Here is a 15,847-nt window from a genome sequence, read left to right on the forward strand (position 1 = left end):
GCGTCCTCCTAGCATCTTCTCATTTATTTCGGACATTCCCTAATGAAATTATACGGAAGACGCAAATAATATTTTGTCGAATTCTGTCAATGATTTAAGTAAATTTACCCTTGTACAAATTTTTATCCACCTTTGGTCCGATGCAACGGTTTGTAATTGGTTCGCATTTCGTTACTGATGTGATTGCGCACAGTCTTTTCGCTGATGAAGAGTTGTCCGGCAATCTCTTTGGTTGTCTTATCTTGGACCAAGAGTTCAAACACTTCTCTTTCGCGATTCGTTAACAACGGCTTGGTTTGGTCGCTACCCTTCAATCGTGCCACCCCTCCTTGTGGGCTCTACAGGAACAAGGTTGAGGGATTACAGAGTCACCTTATCCTATGATGGGGGGTGGGTGATGGTGCCGGAATTTCAAGGATTTTAGGCTTTTGCCTTACATCCTATTCAGAAAATGGGCAATGGGTTCCGAAGCACCACAGCAGAAACATCTTGGGTTATCCCGCCATGCCGAAATCGAGGTGAAATCGACAGGCTGTCAGTTGTCTCTTTGGCCAAACAGGCTGGCGTACGGCCCGCTTGGGGAGGCTGGCGTCGGAACCCAGAGGCCAACACCGCCCCCGACACCTTCAGTCTATTCACGTAGCGCGCTGGCTGCTCCCTTCTTTCCCGTTCCTTTTTCCGGGTTCTTGGCGGGCTTGCTTCTCCCGCAGCCTCCCTCCGCTCCATCCATAACCGGGCTGCCTACGCTGCCGTCAAGCCTTTACAGAAACGGCATCCGCTGGTACGTCTGCTCAAATTTTTCGCGCAACCCCTTCGCCAGCAGCGTAAACGAGCCGACCGCAATCACGAAGGCCACCAGCGGCGCCAGGAAAATCCAGGTGTAATGGCTGTACACAAATCCCCGGTACGATCCGAGAAGTCCTGCCCATTCGTGCGTAATCGAGTGAAACAAGACCGGGTCCATCGTCATTTTCGTCCCGCCCACGAACAGATCGAACATCCCGAGAATCCCCATCAAGGTCATGATCGCGACCATTTCCGTCACCAGGATCAGGAGAATCTGCTCCTTCAAATGCGGGAGAACATGCCGGAAGATGATTTGCTCGCGGCCCGCTCCGAGCGAGACGGCAGCCAGGACGTACTGCGCCCCCTTGATCTGCTCCGTCTGTTGCCGAATGGAGGAAGCGACAGAGGGCACGCCCAGGACGCCGACCACCCCGACAAAAAACAAAACAAGCGTAGAAGTCGGTAGCAATGGATTGACACTGATGCCCTTCAGCAAGAAATAGACCGGGATGAAGATCGGCATGTAGCTCCAGGCATTTTCGATCGCCAGCCACCAGCGCTGGGGCTTGTCCTGCATGCCGAGGTACAGGCCGAGAATGGTTCCAAGCGACAAGCGCACGGCGGCCACCGCCAGCGTAACGAACACGGTATAAGGCGCACCGTGAAGCAGCAAGGTCAGCAAGTCGTAGCCCCATTTATCCGTTCCCAGCCAATGCTCTTCCGAGGGAGGCAACGGCGGAGAGACAATGACTGTTTTGCCGTTCACCACTTCGTTGCGAAGCTTTGCTTGAAAATCCAGCTCATACGGCGCGACAGAAGGTCCGACCAGACCGATCAGCACAAGCAGCGCCACCAGGACGCCTCCGGTCCACAACGACCAGTTGAATCGTTTTTGCATAGAAAAACCTCGCTCGTTCCGATTGAAATTCGCATTATTTGTAGACGACCAGCCGTTCAAACACATACAGGGCCGCGCGGATGAGTACGTACACCAAAATCGAGAGCAAGCAAATCCCGAGCAGCCCGATGACCGCCGCATTGAACTGGTAACCGCCATCTTTCGTGAAAATAAAGCGAGTCAGACCGACGACGTTGAGCAGATACTCCACGATAAACAGGTTGGCTACCGTAATCGCGATCGTCTTTTTCAAATCCGCCACGAGAAACGGCTTGATATTTTTGTACACATGATGGGTAAGCACATGCCAAATGCCCATCCCTTTGGCAAGCGCTGTCTTGATGTAGTCCTCGCCGCCGATCTGGGCGTACTTGAGACTGACTACCTTCATCAGGAAAATCGTCGGCCCGATGGAAAGCAGCGTCATCGGAAACCAGTCATTGGCCGAATCGCTGGCAGGCGACAGCGTGATGATGCGGATGTTCGTCAGCTTGTAAAAGGAGACTGCCGCCAGAATCGCCATAAAAATCAGAATAAAATCCGGAATCGTCGCCACCAGATTCAAGATTTTTTGCAGCTGACGAACCACCCGGAAGCGCTGCAAAAACAAGCCGAACACGAGACTGGCCACAACCGCCATGCTGACGCTTGCAAACAACAGTTTGAACGTGTTCACGGCAAACGGGACGATATCTTCCGCAATGCTTCTCTCCTGTTGGCCCAAATCATACGTTCCAAGAGAACCGCTCGCGATCTGCTGGATCAAAAAGACAGTATGCACGACGATCTCTTCCGGGGCGAAGACGATTTCGTCCTTGACCGTATACAGCATAAACGGCCCGCCGCAGACGACGATCACCAGGAAGAACATCCCTAGCAGTTGTTTCCCATACGACAAGCACTCCTACCCCCTTACTGCTTCCAACCATACACCATCTGCAAACAATCATCCACACACCGCTGATATTTTTATGTTTTTTTATTTTTCAGACAAGCGAGCGCCAAACCGTCGGCGCAGCCTTCGCTACACGTATGCTGGACGCGCCTGTCTAACAAAAAAGACGGCCAAAAGCCGCCTTTTACCGAAACACCACTATTTGAATTTCCATTCGTCCCATGTCGTGCAGATCGAGCGGAGCTGTCAGCGCCGTCCCTGTCACATCCTTCAAATCTTGGTGCTGCACAAACAACGGCGGCGTAATATCGACGAGCACCCCGCGATTGGACAAAAGCGTGCTGGCGTTGCCTGAGATCATGTTTCCCAGCTCGGAAATCGCGCTTTTCCCGATTTCATCCATCTCTTGTACAGGAAAACCACCCATCATGGCAGAGACAATACGCAAAGCCAACTCCTCTTGCAGACCAAAAAACACGTCTCCTTCCAATTGACCTGTCATCCCGATGCGAATCCAGGTGTGGCCCTCCAAATTGCTCCATTCCTTTTCGGATAGCTCCCCACGCGAGATTCCTACGTTGCACACTTGCTGAATCACAGAGGAGGCTGATTCAAGAAACGGATCTAGGTATTGGACTAACATTTGCGCTTTCTTCCTTTCCCGGGCAATTATCTCTGCTATAGGACTATCATAATGTCGATATTTGGCAGATGCAAGACTATCACAAAAACTTTATAGGCAGAAGGTCACTTTTCCTGCGAAGGTCCGGAAACCAATCCTCTACTTTCGCATCATGCCTTTTGGTATAAATGGCCGAGCATGTGCGCAAATCCAGCACTTCCACCCCGACCTCATGCCTGCTTAGCTGCCACATGGGCAAACTGAGCCGCTCAAAAGCGAAAACCGTATCGCCAAACGCCAGGCATTCCCTGATGCATCGCTCGGCCGGATAGCTCTCATCGGCTTCGAGCAGGTGGACTGGCTCCAGGCCAAACTGTTGAAGCAGGTGCAGCCGATCCATGTACTGCTCCTTCCGATGTTTTCCGGCAATTCGCCTGGGCGACAGCAACGGGTACTCCCTCGTAACATATTCCCACTTTATTCCGTGATAAAACATCGAATTTGCTTCCCCCCAAACAAGCAGCCCGGCACCAGCGACCATCCGCTGTACCGGGCTATCCCTACCGTTTCTTTTTCCCGATCACATTCATCTCGGCACGCGCTTCCCGCCCCAGCGAATCCGTGGCGACCACCGTCAATTTTTTTCGTCCTTCCTCAACCCGGTCCAGCACCAGCCGGAACCCTCCCCGGTCGTTGACGTCAGCAGACACCTTTTGCTGTCCGTACATGATGCGCAACTGAACCGGACCGGGCCCTGTCACCTTGCCCTCAATCGGCAGGTCTTCGCCTTCCTGGCCTTCCACCTGACCGCTCATGAGCGTAATCGTGGGCGCGGGGATCGGCCTCGCTCGGTAGTTCAGCCGCTGTTCCCCCAGACTGAGCACGACCGTACCTGCGCTCGCATCTACGTACGCGTAGAGCAGCAATGCGCTCCGGTTGCCTGCCCCATCTTTTCCTTCGATCAAGATGCGGTTTTCCCCTTGCTTCATCGGCACGATGTGCGTCAAGCTTTTCTGCACGGGGATTTCCAGCTGGTCTTCCTCGAAGTTGGCGACAATCTGGCCGTTGACGCTGGCCTGGCCTTTGTACGTCTGATCGCGGTACAGGAAGCGGATCGGAACGAGCATCGTTTTCGTTGCCGGGTCAAACTGCATATCTTCGGACCCGTCGTTTTGGAACTGGAGCATCGGCGGACTCGTGTCGACGATGACCCGTTGCGTGAACTGCCGCGTATTGCCGTACATATCGGAAGCACTGTACATGACGTAGTTCAGCCCTTCCTGCAGCCGGAGAATCGTCTCGAATGAACCGTCCGCCTCCAGCTTGACAGGCGTCTTGTTGATGGAAAGCCGCACTCGATCGAGCAGCTCCTCGCCCGCTACCTTCCCGCGCAGGGCGACGTCCGGCTGCTTGGCTATTTTCAGATAGCTGAACAGATCGTCGGGAAATTCCACGAACGGCGGTACGGTGTCGCTTTTCCCGTTGATGTTCGCCACGCTGATGTTTCCGGCGTAATCGAAGGCGACTACGCTCATGTTTTTCTCCGGCTGGTTGATGATCGTGCTGGTGATTTTCGGCGAATACGGGCCGCCTGCTTTTTTCCCGTTCACGTAAAGCAGATAGCCTTGCACGTCTTTATCGCGACTGCTCCACTGCACCTTGTTGCCGGACAGGGAAGCGGTGATGACGGGCGGCTTCGTGTCCACCCGGATCGGCAGCGTCATCGTTTGCCAATTGGCATCGCGACCGTCGATTTTCGCCTTGATGAGAAACTGGTATGCGCCATCCGGTGCCTGCACATAGCTGCCTGTTTGCGTCGAAAAAATTTTGCCGTCCCAGCTCCACGCCTCCCGCTCTGTGTAGTAGTAGGGCGTTCCCAGCTTGGACTGATCGTACTTGCTGACTTTTTCGTCCCGCACCAGCGTGCGCACCGGCTTGCCTGACGGATCCGTTACCTCCACGACCACCTGCCTGGCGTTGCGCAAAAATGTAATCGACGGAGCCGCGCTATCGTAATGGCCGTCTCCGTTCGGGGAAAACGCAATCTGGCCCGGATCAATCTGTACGGTTCCATCTTCCTGTACCCCTGTCACGCCCAGGTAATCGCGGTAGCGCCATTTGTCGTTGCGCTTGTCGTGGTACCAGCTCGTTTTGACGCCCGTCCGTTTTTCCTGGCTGCCGGCCTCCCAGAGGGGCTGATCCATAATGCGCGGCTCGTCCCAGTCGCCGAAAAAGCCGTAGTAGGGGACGCGCAAGACAGGCAGCGACTTGTCCTCTGGCGCAAAGGAGAGAAAGCCTTCGGCAAACTGGTTGCGGGCTGCTCCCTGCGGGATGGCGAGCGTCACCTTGACCTCGGCACGCTTGCCAGGCTCCACGGTTACCTTCGGAGCGGAAAAGCGCAGCTGCGCCCCTTCCAGCGCGGTTGCCGTCAGCATGTTCAAGCCATCCTTGCGCAAGTCGGTCATGACGCCGAACTCGTCGTGGAGCTGGTACGTGATCGGCTTTTTCCCGAACTTGTTATCGACAAACAGGGAAAACGTCGTCGTGTTCCCGATCTCTCCCAGCGAGACGCCTGCCTTGCCTTTGGCATCGACCACGACCGCCGGTGTCTGGATCGCTTTGGCAATTTGCATCAAGCCCGCCCCTTGGACACGCGGGCTGTACGGGTATTTTTTCACTTGGGCCTTGTCGGATGCAGCCACACTCACCCGCGGGTCCAAAATCGGCTCGGCTGTGTTCATCGCCGCTGCCTTCAGCGTCTCGACCAGCGCCCTGCCCTGCAAGCTTCGCCCCTGTTTTTGGTAGGCTTGCTTGAGCAGCGCCATCCCGCCTGCTACGTGCGGCGTCGCCATGGACGTTCCGCTTTTGACCGCGTATTCCGAGTCGCGGACGAGCGACAAAATCCCTCCGCCCGGTGCGGCAATTTCCGGCTTGAACTGCAGGTCGGGAGTCGGCCCCCAGGAGGAAAAGCCGGAAATGGTTCCGCCATCCGGATAAGGCATCGGATTTTGCGCGTACTCGCCATTGAAGGTGACCGTCACCTTTTTCCCTTTTTTCACCGCCTGCGCCAGCTGCTCCCCCATCTGCTTCAGCACGGCCACCGCCGGAATTTGCTTCAAATGCTCGGCGCTGATCATCAGCGGACCGGGTTCATTGTTGTAAATGATCGCGCCGACGGCACCCGCTTCTTTGGCAAGACGGAGCTTTTCGTCAAACGAAATGTCCCCGCGCTCCAGCAGCACGATTTTGTCCTTCACCGACACGTTGTAGTCTTCTTTTTTCCCTTTTCCCATGTAAACGAGCGGATACGGCTTCACCAGAGAAGCAATCGGATTCAGCGCAGACCCGCTCTCCACGTGCCCAGGCAAGTAGACGACCCGTTCCAGCCCTGGCACGCCCTGGACGCCGAAGCTGTTGCCCGCCAGCGTCGTCGCGTTGACGGAAGCGACGGAAAACGCATCCGGACTGAGGCCAGGGGAACCGATCATGGCGACATCCGGATTTTGCGCCCGCACCTTGTCGCTGCCGAAGTACGAGTCATTCCCCGCTGCCGCGACGACGATGACGCCGTTGTCCACCGCCTTTTTCACAGCCATTTGCTCCACATTCGACTCGTCCACGTATCCGGCGGAAGACCCGAGACTGAGGTTGATGACATCGGCTTTTTTGGCGATGGAATCGTTTATCGCAAACAAGATCGATTCGCTCAAGCCCGGTACTTCCCCCTGGTAGTTGGAAAACACTTTTTGGCTCATGATTTGCGCTTCCGGCGCAACTCCCTTGATTTTGCCGTTGGCGGCAATGATCCCGGCGACGTGGATGCCGTGCTGGGATTCGGCTACATCCTCCGTCGTCTGGTTGCGATCCGCCCAGTTGAAGCCCGGAATCACTTTTTGCGCCGAGCCTGACTTTTGCACGGCCAGCCGTTTGTCGTGCGGCGGCGGCAAATCGGGATGCCGCGGATTGACGCCCGTGTCGATGACCGAGATGAGCATGCCTTCCCCTTTGACCCCTGCCTCTTGCCAGGCGCGATTCGCTTCGATCATCTCCAGCGTAGTTGCTTGCGCGGCGGCAGCCTTTTCGCCCAGGACAACATGCTCGGAACGCTGCCACTCGTTGGCCCCATTGGCCTGCGCGCGATTTTCCGCCTCGCCCGTCGCCTGACTTATATGTGATTGCTCCTTCATTTCCGCCAAATCGTGCATGACCACCCTGCGCAAGCTGATGGCGTCGCCGTAGGCAAAGACATCCGCGCGGGCATGGCCCACTGTCGTTACGGGAAGCAAAACCAGCACTAATCCTAGACTCATCACCTGTTTTTTCATCGTTTGCCCCCTTGTTGGAAGTACACCCATTATGTATCAGTTTTCACTGGGAGCCGCTCGGGTATTCTCGTCTTTTTGCCCCAAGGTTGACAAAACAGGTGAATCCGCCTATATTTAAATCCGTTAAATATTTCCTATACGAAGCAGTTGGATCGAAAATTGCTACGAAAGCTGCAAGGAGCTGAACTTCTGCATGTCTTCTCCCTCCACTGAATCCATCGACCGCCTGCAAGAGGCTTTTCGCACGATCATGCGCACAGTGGGCCCGCACATGTCCGAGCCTGTTCCCGGATTGACGGGGGCGCAATTTTACATCCTACATCAACTGGAGCAGCGCCAGAGGTGCACGGTCGGAGAATTGGCCGACTCCATGATGGTCAAGCCCAGTGCGATCACAGCCATGATTGATCGGCTGGACAAGCACGGCTACGTCAGCCGGGATCGCGATGAAGAAGACCGCCGCGTCGTCTATATCCGTCTGCTTGAAGCCGGGAAAAACATTTTGGCCCAGGCAAAAGAGACGCGGCGGGAAGCGCTCAGGCAGTTGTTTTCCCATCTCACCGAGGATGAGTGGGAGCAGTTCGTGCGCCTGTTCGAAAAACTCGCGGTCGCTGTCGCCGCCGACGCAAGAGAAAAAGGCGTGCCTTCCGGATAACCGGGGCACGCCTTTTTCTTTGTTCTCCCATTAGGAGAAGAAGAACTTCTTCAGGGCATATTTGGTCGTTTCTTTGTTCATATGGGCAATCGAGGTCGTGAGCGGGATGCCTTTTGGACAAGCTTGCACGCAGTTTTGCGAGTTTCCGCAATCGCCGATACCGCCGTCTTCCATCAGAGCTTCCAGACGCTCATGCTTGTTCATCATACCCGTTGGATGCTGGTTGAACAGACGAACCTGAGAAATCGCAAACGGCCCAATGAATTCGGACTTCGCGTTCACGTTCGGGCAAGCCTCCAGGCATACCCCGCACGTCATGCATTTGGACAGCTCGTACGCCCATTGACGCTCCACTTCCGGCATGCGCGGACCTGGTCCCAGATCATGCGTGCCGTCGATGGGAATCCATGCTTTTACCCGTTTCAACGCATCGAACATACGGCTGCGGTCAATCGACAAGTCGCGCTGTACAGGGAACGTGCTCATTGGCTCCAGGCGAATTGGCTGCTCCAGTTTATCGATCAGCGCCGAGCAGGCTTGGCGCGGTCTTCCGTTGATGACCATCGAGCACGCGCCACATACTTCTTCCAAGCAGTTCGATTCCCAGTTGACCGGAGAGGTTTTTTGGCCTTGCGCGTTGAGTGGATTGCGTTGGATCTCCATCAGCGCACTAATGACGTTCATCCCCGGACGGTACGGAATTTTGAACTCTTCCTTGTATGGAGTGCTGTCAGGGCTGTCTTGGCGAGTGATAATCAGATGAATCAATTTTTCTGCCATGATCAGGTTCCTCCTCTCTTCTTACTTCTTGTCAGACGTATAGTCGCGTTTCCGTGGCGGAATCAACGAAACATCAATATCTTCGTAGTAAATCTCTGGCGCTGTCGTTTCCGGATTGAACTTCGCCATGGTTGTCTTCATGAAGTTCTCGTCGTCACGCTCAGGGAATTCCGGCTTGTAGTGAGCGCCACGGCTCTCGTTACGCATGAGCGCACTGATCGTAATCGCACGGGCGAGAACCAGCATGTTCCACAGATGACGGGTGAAGGAAGCGCCGCTGTTGCTCCATTTGCTTGTATCGTTGATGTTGATTTTTTTGTAGCGCTCCATCAGCTCTTGAATCTTTTCATCTGTTTTTTGCAGACGGTCGTTGTAACGAACTACCGTGACGTTGTCTGTCATCCACTCACCCAGTTCCTTGTGGATCAGGTAAGCATTTTCCGTTCCGTCCATTTTCAGGATGCTGTCGTATTTCGCCTGCTCTTTGCTCGTGAAGCTGTCATAGAGCGTAGAAGACAGGTCATCCGACGACTTGTTCAGGCCTTTCATGTACTCGATTGCTTTTGGACCGGCAACCATACCGCCGTAGATCGCGGACAACAGGGAGTTTGCGCCCAAACGGTTTGCGCCGTGCTGGGAGTAATCGCACTCACCCGCTGCAAACAGACCCGGGATGTTGGTCATCTGGTTGTAGTCTACCCACATTCCGCCCATGGAGTAGTGAACGGCAGGGAAAATCTTCATCGGTACTTTGCGCGGGTCGTCTCCTACGAATTTTTCGTAAATCTCGATAATACCGCCCAGTTTGACATCCAGCTCTTTCGGATCTTTGTGGGACAGGTCGAGGTAAACCATGTTTTCGCCGTTGATGCCCAGCTTCATGTCTACGCAGACAGAGAAGATTTCGCGTGTCGCGATATCACGCGGTACCAGGTTTCCGTAGGCCGGATATTTTTCCTCCAGGAAGTACCAAGGCTTACCGTCCTTGTAGGTCCATACGCGACCGCCCTCACCGCGCGCGGATTCAGACATCAGACGCAGCTTGTCGTCGCCCGGAATCGCCGTCGGGTGAATCTGGATCATTTCCCCGTTCGCATAGATGACGCCCTGCTGGTAAACGGCAGACGCTGCTGTACCGGTATTGATGATCGAGTTGGTCGATTTACCGAAGATGATACCAGGGCCGCCTGTTGCCAAAATCACAGCATCCGCACGGAAGGATTGGATTTCACCGGAACGCAGGTTTTGCGCGGTAATCCCGCGACAGGTTCCTGTCTCGTCCAAAACGGCTCCGAGGAAATCCCAATATTCGTACTTGGTCACCAGACCTTCTGCTTCATAGCGGCGTACCTGCTCGTCCAGCGCGTACAGCAATTGTTGTCCGGTTGTCGCGCCTGCAAACGCCGTACGGTGATGCTTGGTTCCCCCGAAACGGCGGAAGTCCAGCAGACCTTCTGCTGTACGGTTGAACATGACGCCCATCCGGTCAAGCATATAGATGATTCCAGGTGCTGCATCGCACATCGCTTTTACTGGCGGCTGGTTCGCCAAGAAGTCTCCACCGTACACGGTATCGTCGAAGTGCTCCCATGTAGAGTCGCCTTCCCCTTTTGTGTTTACCGCACCGTTGATACCGCCCTGCGCACAGACAGAGTGAGAGCGCTTTACCGGAACCAGGGAGAACAGCTGAACGGGAACGCCTTTTTCTGCCGCTTTGATCGTAGCCATCAAGCCGGCCAAACCGCCACCGACAATGATCAGTTTACCTTTTGCCATGATTGAGTCCCCCTATCCCTACAGAATGAAAGCCGACATCGCACGCAATCCGATGAAGGTTACAACGACGAATACGACCATAGTGAAGTATGTTGCAACGCGTTGGGAACGTGGTCCAACCGTAATTCCCCAGTGAACCAGGAACGACCAGATTCCGTTGGAGAAGTGGAAAACCGTACTGATAATCCCAATCGTGTAGAATACGATCATGGCTGGGTTGCTGAAAATGTTCGCCACCATGTCGAAGTCAACATGGGCACCCAACGCTTTTTGAATGCGCGTTTCCCATACGTGCCAAACAATGAAAATGAGGGTAATGATACCTGTCACCCGTTGCCACAGAAACATGTGGTTTCTGAAGTAGCCGAAGTTCCCTACGTTTTGTTTCGCCTGGAACGCGATGTAGAGACCGTAAACAGCGTGAAACAGGATCGGAATGTAGATGAAGACGAATTCAACTACAAGCAGAAGCGGAACATTTTCAATCAGACCCACCGTCTGGTTGAAAGCTTCTGCTCCACGGGTCGCCTGATAGTTGGCTGTCAAGTGAAACAGCAGGAAGAGCCCGATCGGAAACAAACCAAGAAGTGAATGCAGCTTGTGACTGAGAAAGCTATGGCCTTTCGCCATAAAATGGTCCCCCTTTCAGTGTATGTAGCGCTCTTTTATGGACCTTTCTCCCATATCCTAACCCATTGCCTGACCCATTAGACATGCCAAAAAACCGTTAGCTCTCTACACGCCTAACTTTGTCGGAATGTGTCAAAATACGAAAAAAAGTTGGGCAAAACTTTGACCAAATCCAATTGTACTCTTGTCGACAGAGAGCGTCAAGACAATGAATAGACTTAATACATTGATAGAATAGCTTTGTTCAGTTTCTCTCTTTTTTCTCCGAATCGGTCATGAAACTAGCTTCCCTCTCATAATCTAGGACAGACAGGAGGGAAGCGCGATGAAAGATACCGACCAGCTGGCAGCCTTGTTGCCGCCCGAAACCATTCCGATTGCCGAGCGTTTGCACATGCCCTATCTCGGCTACCATCTGCTCCGCGAAACATTGACGAACGCCTTGTTGGGAGACAGCGAAAGCCCGATCTTGTACTGGCTGGGAAAAGACATCGGCCGGAAAATTCCGATCCGGTCTTCTACAGGCCCGATCCTCCCGTTTATCCGCCTGGGGCTGGGGCAGCTCGATCTCGTGGAAGAGACGGCAGACGCAATCGTCTACAAGCTCACGCACACCATCCGCGACTATCAAACGCCCGAGCGACTCAGCCGCACCCTGTCCCTGGAAGCGGGAATCATCGCTGGCAGCATCGAGCAGTGGAAGGGCAGGGACACGTCCGCACAACTGGAGATCGACAGCTCGTCCCGCATTCTGATCAAGGTGCGGACGCAAACATAAGCAAACGTTCGCCTCGTTCGCCTTTGTGCGGGACACAGCGGCCCTTTTGGCATTGCCAAAGCAGCGGCCCCGCGAAACATTCAAAAAGATGCCCCCTCTGCCCGTGGGCGAGGGAGCATTTGCTTCTTATAAGCCGTGCACGACTGCCGTTTCCGCCACATCGAGTCCGTATGCCGTATGCAGGCTGCGGACGGCAAGCTCGGTTTGACCGGCAGGAATGACGCAAGACACTTTGATGTCCGACGTCGAAACCATCTTAATGGAAATTTCTTTTTCAGCCAAAACGCGGAACATCTCGGCAGCCACCCCCGGATTGTTCACCATGCCGGAGCCGACGATGGACACTTTGGTCAAGTTTTGCTCGAAATCAACTTTTTCGAAGCCCAGCTCCGCTTTGTTGTTTTCCAGCGTATCCAGCGCCTTCTTCAAGTCATCTGCCGCAACCGTAAACGAAATGTTCGTGACAGCCGCATCGTAGGAGCTTTGAATGATGATGTCCACGTTCACCTGATTGTTCGCCAGCGTATTGAACAGGCGGGACAGCGTTCCCACCTTGGCAGGCATGCCGACTACCGTGACTTTGGCGACATCCTCGTCGTGCGCGACTCCACTTACTACTCTTCCTGTTTCCATGTTGGCAACCTCCTCAACGTTCGTCCCCTCTTCGGCCGTAAAGCTGGAGCGAACCACCAGCCGTACCTTGTATTTTTTCGCCGCCTCTACCGAGCGCGGATGCAGGACGCCTGCCCCGAGATTGGCGAGCTCCAGCATCTCGTCGTACGAGATCGTATCCAGCTTGCTGGCCGCCGGCACCAGACGCGGGTCGGCCGTGTAGACACCGGCAACGTCTGTAAAAATTTCGCATTTGTCGGCATTCAGGCTGGCTGCCAGGGTAACCGCCGATGTATCCGAACCGCCGCGTCCAAGCGTCGTAATCTCTCCTTCGTCGCTAATCCCCTGGAATCCGGCCACGATCACGACCCGGCCGCGAGCGAGCTCTGCCTGGATGCGCTGTGGATCGATCTGCTTGATCCGCGCCCGGCCGTGAATGGCTTCCGTCGTCACTCCTGCCTGCCAGCCAGTCAAAGAGATAGCGTCGTACCCCTTGGCATGCAAGGCCATGGCGAGAAGGGCGATCGATACCTGCTCCCCCGTGGTCAGCAGCATATCCATCTCTCGCTCGGAAGGGTAGGCGCTGATCTGCTTGGCCATATCTACCAGGACGTCCGTAGATTTGCCCATCGCAGACACGACGACTACCAGGTCATGCCCTTCCTCTTTGTAGCTGATGATTCGGTCCGCAACTCGTAAAATTCGCTCAATGGTTCCTACAGAGGTGCCTCCGTATTTCTGCACGATCAACCCCATGCGGCTTCTCTCCCTTTTCTCATATCCACATATTCACAGACTATATCGTTTTCTCTCGTTAGGATTCGCTTGTTTCCATGCGGTCTATTTCTAGAAAATTTTTCCTGTCACTTTGCAAAAAAGGCACCGACCAGGAATGAGTCCTGCCGCTGCCTACTGTTTCGACATGCCGATTCCTCCTTCCCAAATACACGCGGACAAGGCAGCATGACAGGTCGACACCGATCCATGCTCCCATTGACACACCGTGAGATAGCTCTCCATCTGGCACCGGTTACGAGCCAGATGACAGTCCTGCATTTGTTCAATGCAGGCCCAGCATGGAGAACTACGGGTTTTTCTCCACACTTCGGCGAATTCCCCTTTCCCGCTCCCTTCACAGATACCCGATCTCAGGGTGGTACTCTTGGTTTTCGCGCCTCTACCTCACTTCATAAGGGAAGTGAGGCTACATATTCTGTTTGAAAGGCATTATATCATGGGAATCCCGGCGGTTCAATTGCTTCTTTGCAAAAAACGCTAGGATTCCAGCTTGCGCAAATGGGCCAAAATCTGTTTGGCCAGTTTGTCGCCGATTCCCAGTTGCCGAAAATCCTCCACCGTCGCCTCACGCATTTTTTTCAGCGAGCCAAAATGGGTAAACAACAGCTTGCGCCGCTTCTCGCCGATGCCCGGTATTTCGTCGAGCTTCGAGGAGAGCATCGTCTTCGTCCGGGATTGTCGGTGAAACGTAATCGCAAAACGGTGCACCTCGTCCTGAATGCGCTGCAGCAAATAGAACTCGTAGCTGTCCCGCTTCAAATTCACCGGCTCCGGCGGATCGCCGTACAACAGCTGCGCCGTTTTGTGCTTGTCGTCTTTGGCCAGACCACAGACGGGAATGTACAGCCCCAGCTCGTTTTCCAGCACGTCCATGGCGGCGCTGATCTGTCCCTTGCCCCCGTCGATGACGATCAGATCGGGCAGCGGCTGGTTTTCCTTCAACAAGCGCGAATACCGTCTGCGAATCACCTCGCGCATGGAGCCGTAGTCGTCCGGCCCTTCGACCGTCTTGATTTTGAACTTGCGGTATTCCTTTTTGTCCGGACGGCCGTCTGTAAAGACAACCATCGCCGACACCGGCTCGGTTCCCTGGATGTTGGAGTTGTCGAACGCCTCGATCCGATGAGGGACGCCGATCCCCAGCACGTGCCCCAGGTTGTGCACCGCCTGAACCGTCCGCGCGTCGTCCTTGGACATCAGGGCGAACTTTTCTTGCAGCGCAATCCGTGCGTTTTCACAAGCCATCTCCACCAGCTCGCGCTTTTTGCTGCGCTTGGGCGTCAACACCTTGACTCCCAGCCACTCGGCAAGCAGTTCCGGCTCGCTTTCCTCCGGCAGCAAAATTTCTTTGGGCAGCGCGTTTTGCTTGTCGTAGTAAAACTGGGTGACGTAGGACATGAAGTCCTCGCTCTCGCTTCCGTAGTAGGGGAAGGAGGTCGTTTGACGCTCGATCATCTTGCCCTGGCGCATGTAAAAAATTTGAATGCACATCCAGCCTTTTTCCACCGCAAAGCCGATAATGTCGCGGTCAACCGTATCGGTAAACGTAATTTTCTGCTTCTCCATCACCGCTTCAATGCTCTTGATCTGATCGCGGAATTCCTTGGCCCGCTCAAACTCCAGCGCCTCTGCGGCCTGGAGCATTTTCTCCGTCAGCTGCTGCTTCATCTGCTCATGTCCGCCGTCGAGGAATCGGCTGATCTCATCCACCAAGCGCTGGTTTTCCTCAGCCGACACCTCGTTCACACAGGGAGCGAGACATTGGCCCAGATGGTAGTACAAGCAAACCTGTTTGGGCATATTCCGGCATTTGCGTAAGGGATAGAGCCGATCGAGCAGCTTTTTCACCTCGGATGCGTCGCCTGCATTCGGGTACGGCCCGAAGTATTTCGCCTTGTCCTTCAGCACCTTGCGGGTAATCTCCAGCCGCGGCTGCGCTTCGTTCGTAATCTTGATGTACGGGTAGGTCTTGTCGTCGCGAAGCATGACGTTATAGCGCGGGTCGTGCTTTTTGATCAGGTTGCACTCCAAAAGCAGCGCCTCGATCGCAGACGACACCACGATATACTCAAAGTCCGCGATCTCGCTGACCAGAAGCTGCGTCTTCCCGTTATGGCTTCCGGTAAAGTACGAACGCACGCGGTTTTTCAGCACCTTGGCCTTGCCGACGTATATAATTTCCCCGCTTGCATTTTTCATCAGGTAGCAGCCGGGCTTTTCTGGCAGTACAGCCAGCTTGTCTTTCAAGGTACGGTTCATGGCTGCACCTCCTTCGTCCTTTCAGTCCCCTGC

13 protein-coding genes and 1 riboswitch are annotated in these 15,847 nt (G+C 54.5%); of the genes, 2 read left to right on the forward strand and 11 right to left on the reverse strand.

Features of this window, described 5'->3' with window-relative positions; genetic code table 11:
• Nucleotides 1-122: 122 nt before the first annotated feature.
• From ACTHO6_RS14930 to ACTHO6_RS14955, 6 genes are all read right to left on the reverse strand, one after another.
• The gene (locus ACTHO6_RS14930; protein WP_440242586.1) at nt 123-314 is read right to left on the reverse strand and encodes a helix-turn-helix domain-containing protein; all 192 of its coding nucleotides are present in this window, start codon (nt 312-314) and stop codon (nt 123-125) included.
• A 446-nt stretch (nt 315-760) separates the two neighbouring features.
• A complete protein-coding gene (locus tag ACTHO6_RS14935) occupies nt 761-1,684 on the reverse strand; it encodes an ABC transporter permease (RefSeq protein ID WP_440242587.1) in 924 nt (307 codons plus the stop codon).
• A 34-nt stretch (nt 1,685-1,718) separates the two neighbouring features.
• Entirely contained in the window at nt 1,719-2,582 is an 864-nt protein-coding gene (locus ACTHO6_RS14940; RefSeq protein WP_440242588.1) for an ABC transporter permease subunit, read from the reverse strand.
• Between the two features lie 181 nt (nt 2,583-2,763).
• A complete protein-coding gene (locus ACTHO6_RS14945; RefSeq protein ID WP_440242589.1) occupies nt 2,764-3,222 on the reverse strand; it encodes a chemotaxis protein CheX in 459 nt (152 codons plus the stop codon).
• 79 nt (nt 3,223-3,301) lie between these two features.
• Nucleotides 3,302-3,697: a hypothetical protein gene (locus ACTHO6_RS14950; protein WP_440242590.1), complete on the reverse strand. Its 396-nt coding sequence runs from the start codon at nt 3,695-3,697 to the stop codon at nt 3,302-3,304.
• A 64-nt stretch (nt 3,698-3,761) separates the two neighbouring features.
• A complete protein-coding gene (locus ACTHO6_RS14955; RefSeq protein ID WP_440242591.1) occupies nt 3,762-7,526 on the reverse strand; it encodes a S8 family serine peptidase in 3,765 nt (1,254 codons plus the stop codon).
• A 193-nt stretch (nt 7,527-7,719) separates the two neighbouring features.
• On the opposite strand from ACTHO6_RS14955, the gene ACTHO6_RS14960 reads away from it, so the two are divergent.
• Nucleotides 7,720-8,181 (forward strand): MarR family winged helix-turn-helix transcriptional regulator, encoded by a 462-nt coding sequence (locus ACTHO6_RS14960; RefSeq protein WP_440242592.1) that lies wholly within the window; start codon nt 7,720-7,722, stop codon nt 8,179-8,181.
• A gap of 30 nt (nt 8,182-8,211) precedes the next feature.
• Here ACTHO6_RS14960 and sdhB read toward each other — a convergent pair whose 3' ends face one another.
• Genes sdhB through ACTHO6_RS14975 form a run of 3 tightly spaced genes read right to left on the reverse strand, consistent with a single transcriptional unit; the run spans nt 8,212 to nt 11,367 of the window.
• The gene (gene sdhB / locus ACTHO6_RS14965) at nt 8,212-8,961 is read right to left on the reverse strand and encodes a succinate dehydrogenase iron-sulfur subunit (protein ID WP_440242593.1); all 750 of its coding nucleotides are present in this window, start codon (nt 8,959-8,961) and stop codon (nt 8,212-8,214) included.
• Between the two features lie 21 nt (nt 8,962-8,982).
• Nucleotides 8,983-10,737, reverse strand: coding sequence for a succinate dehydrogenase flavoprotein subunit (gene sdhA / locus ACTHO6_RS14970; RefSeq protein WP_440242594.1), 1,755 nt, complete (start codon nt 10,735-10,737; stop codon nt 8,983-8,985).
• Nucleotides 10,738-10,755: 18 nt separating this feature from the next.
• Nucleotides 10,756-11,367 carry a succinate dehydrogenase cytochrome b558 subunit gene (locus tag ACTHO6_RS14975; protein ID WP_440242595.1) on the reverse strand — a complete coding sequence of 204 codons (612 nt, stop codon included), beginning with the start codon at nt 11,365-11,367 and terminating at the stop codon, nt 10,756-10,758.
• A 325-nt stretch (nt 11,368-11,692) separates the two neighbouring features.
• On the opposite strand from ACTHO6_RS14975, the gene ACTHO6_RS14980 reads away from it, so the two are divergent.
• Nucleotides 11,693-12,145 (forward strand): DUF2507 domain-containing protein, encoded by a 453-nt coding sequence (locus ACTHO6_RS14980; RefSeq protein ID WP_440242596.1) that lies wholly within the window; start codon nt 11,693-11,695, stop codon nt 12,143-12,145.
• 126 nt (nt 12,146-12,271) lie between these two features.
• Here the strand turns inward: ACTHO6_RS14980 and ACTHO6_RS14985 are convergent, their stop codons facing one another.
• Nucleotides 12,272-13,513 carry an aspartate kinase gene (locus ACTHO6_RS14985; protein ID WP_440242597.1) on the reverse strand — a complete coding sequence of 414 codons (1,242 nt, stop codon included), beginning with the start codon at nt 13,511-13,513 and terminating at the stop codon, nt 12,272-12,274.
• A gap of 245 nt (nt 13,514-13,758) precedes the next feature.
• Nucleotides 13,759-13,945: riboswitch (Lysine riboswitch) on the reverse strand.
• A gap of 87 nt (nt 13,946-14,032) precedes the next feature.
• On the reverse strand, nt 14,033-15,814 hold the full coding sequence (gene uvrC / locus ACTHO6_RS14990; RefSeq protein WP_440242598.1) for an excinuclease ABC subunit UvrC: 1,782 nt from the start codon (nt 15,812-15,814) through the stop codon (nt 14,033-14,035).
• Nucleotides 15,815-15,847: the final 33 nt, after the last annotated feature.

The organism is Brevibacillus sp. SAFN-007a, from assembly GCF_051967035.1.
Taxonomy (GTDB): domain Bacteria; phylum Bacillota; class Bacilli; order Brevibacillales; family Brevibacillaceae; genus Brevibacillus.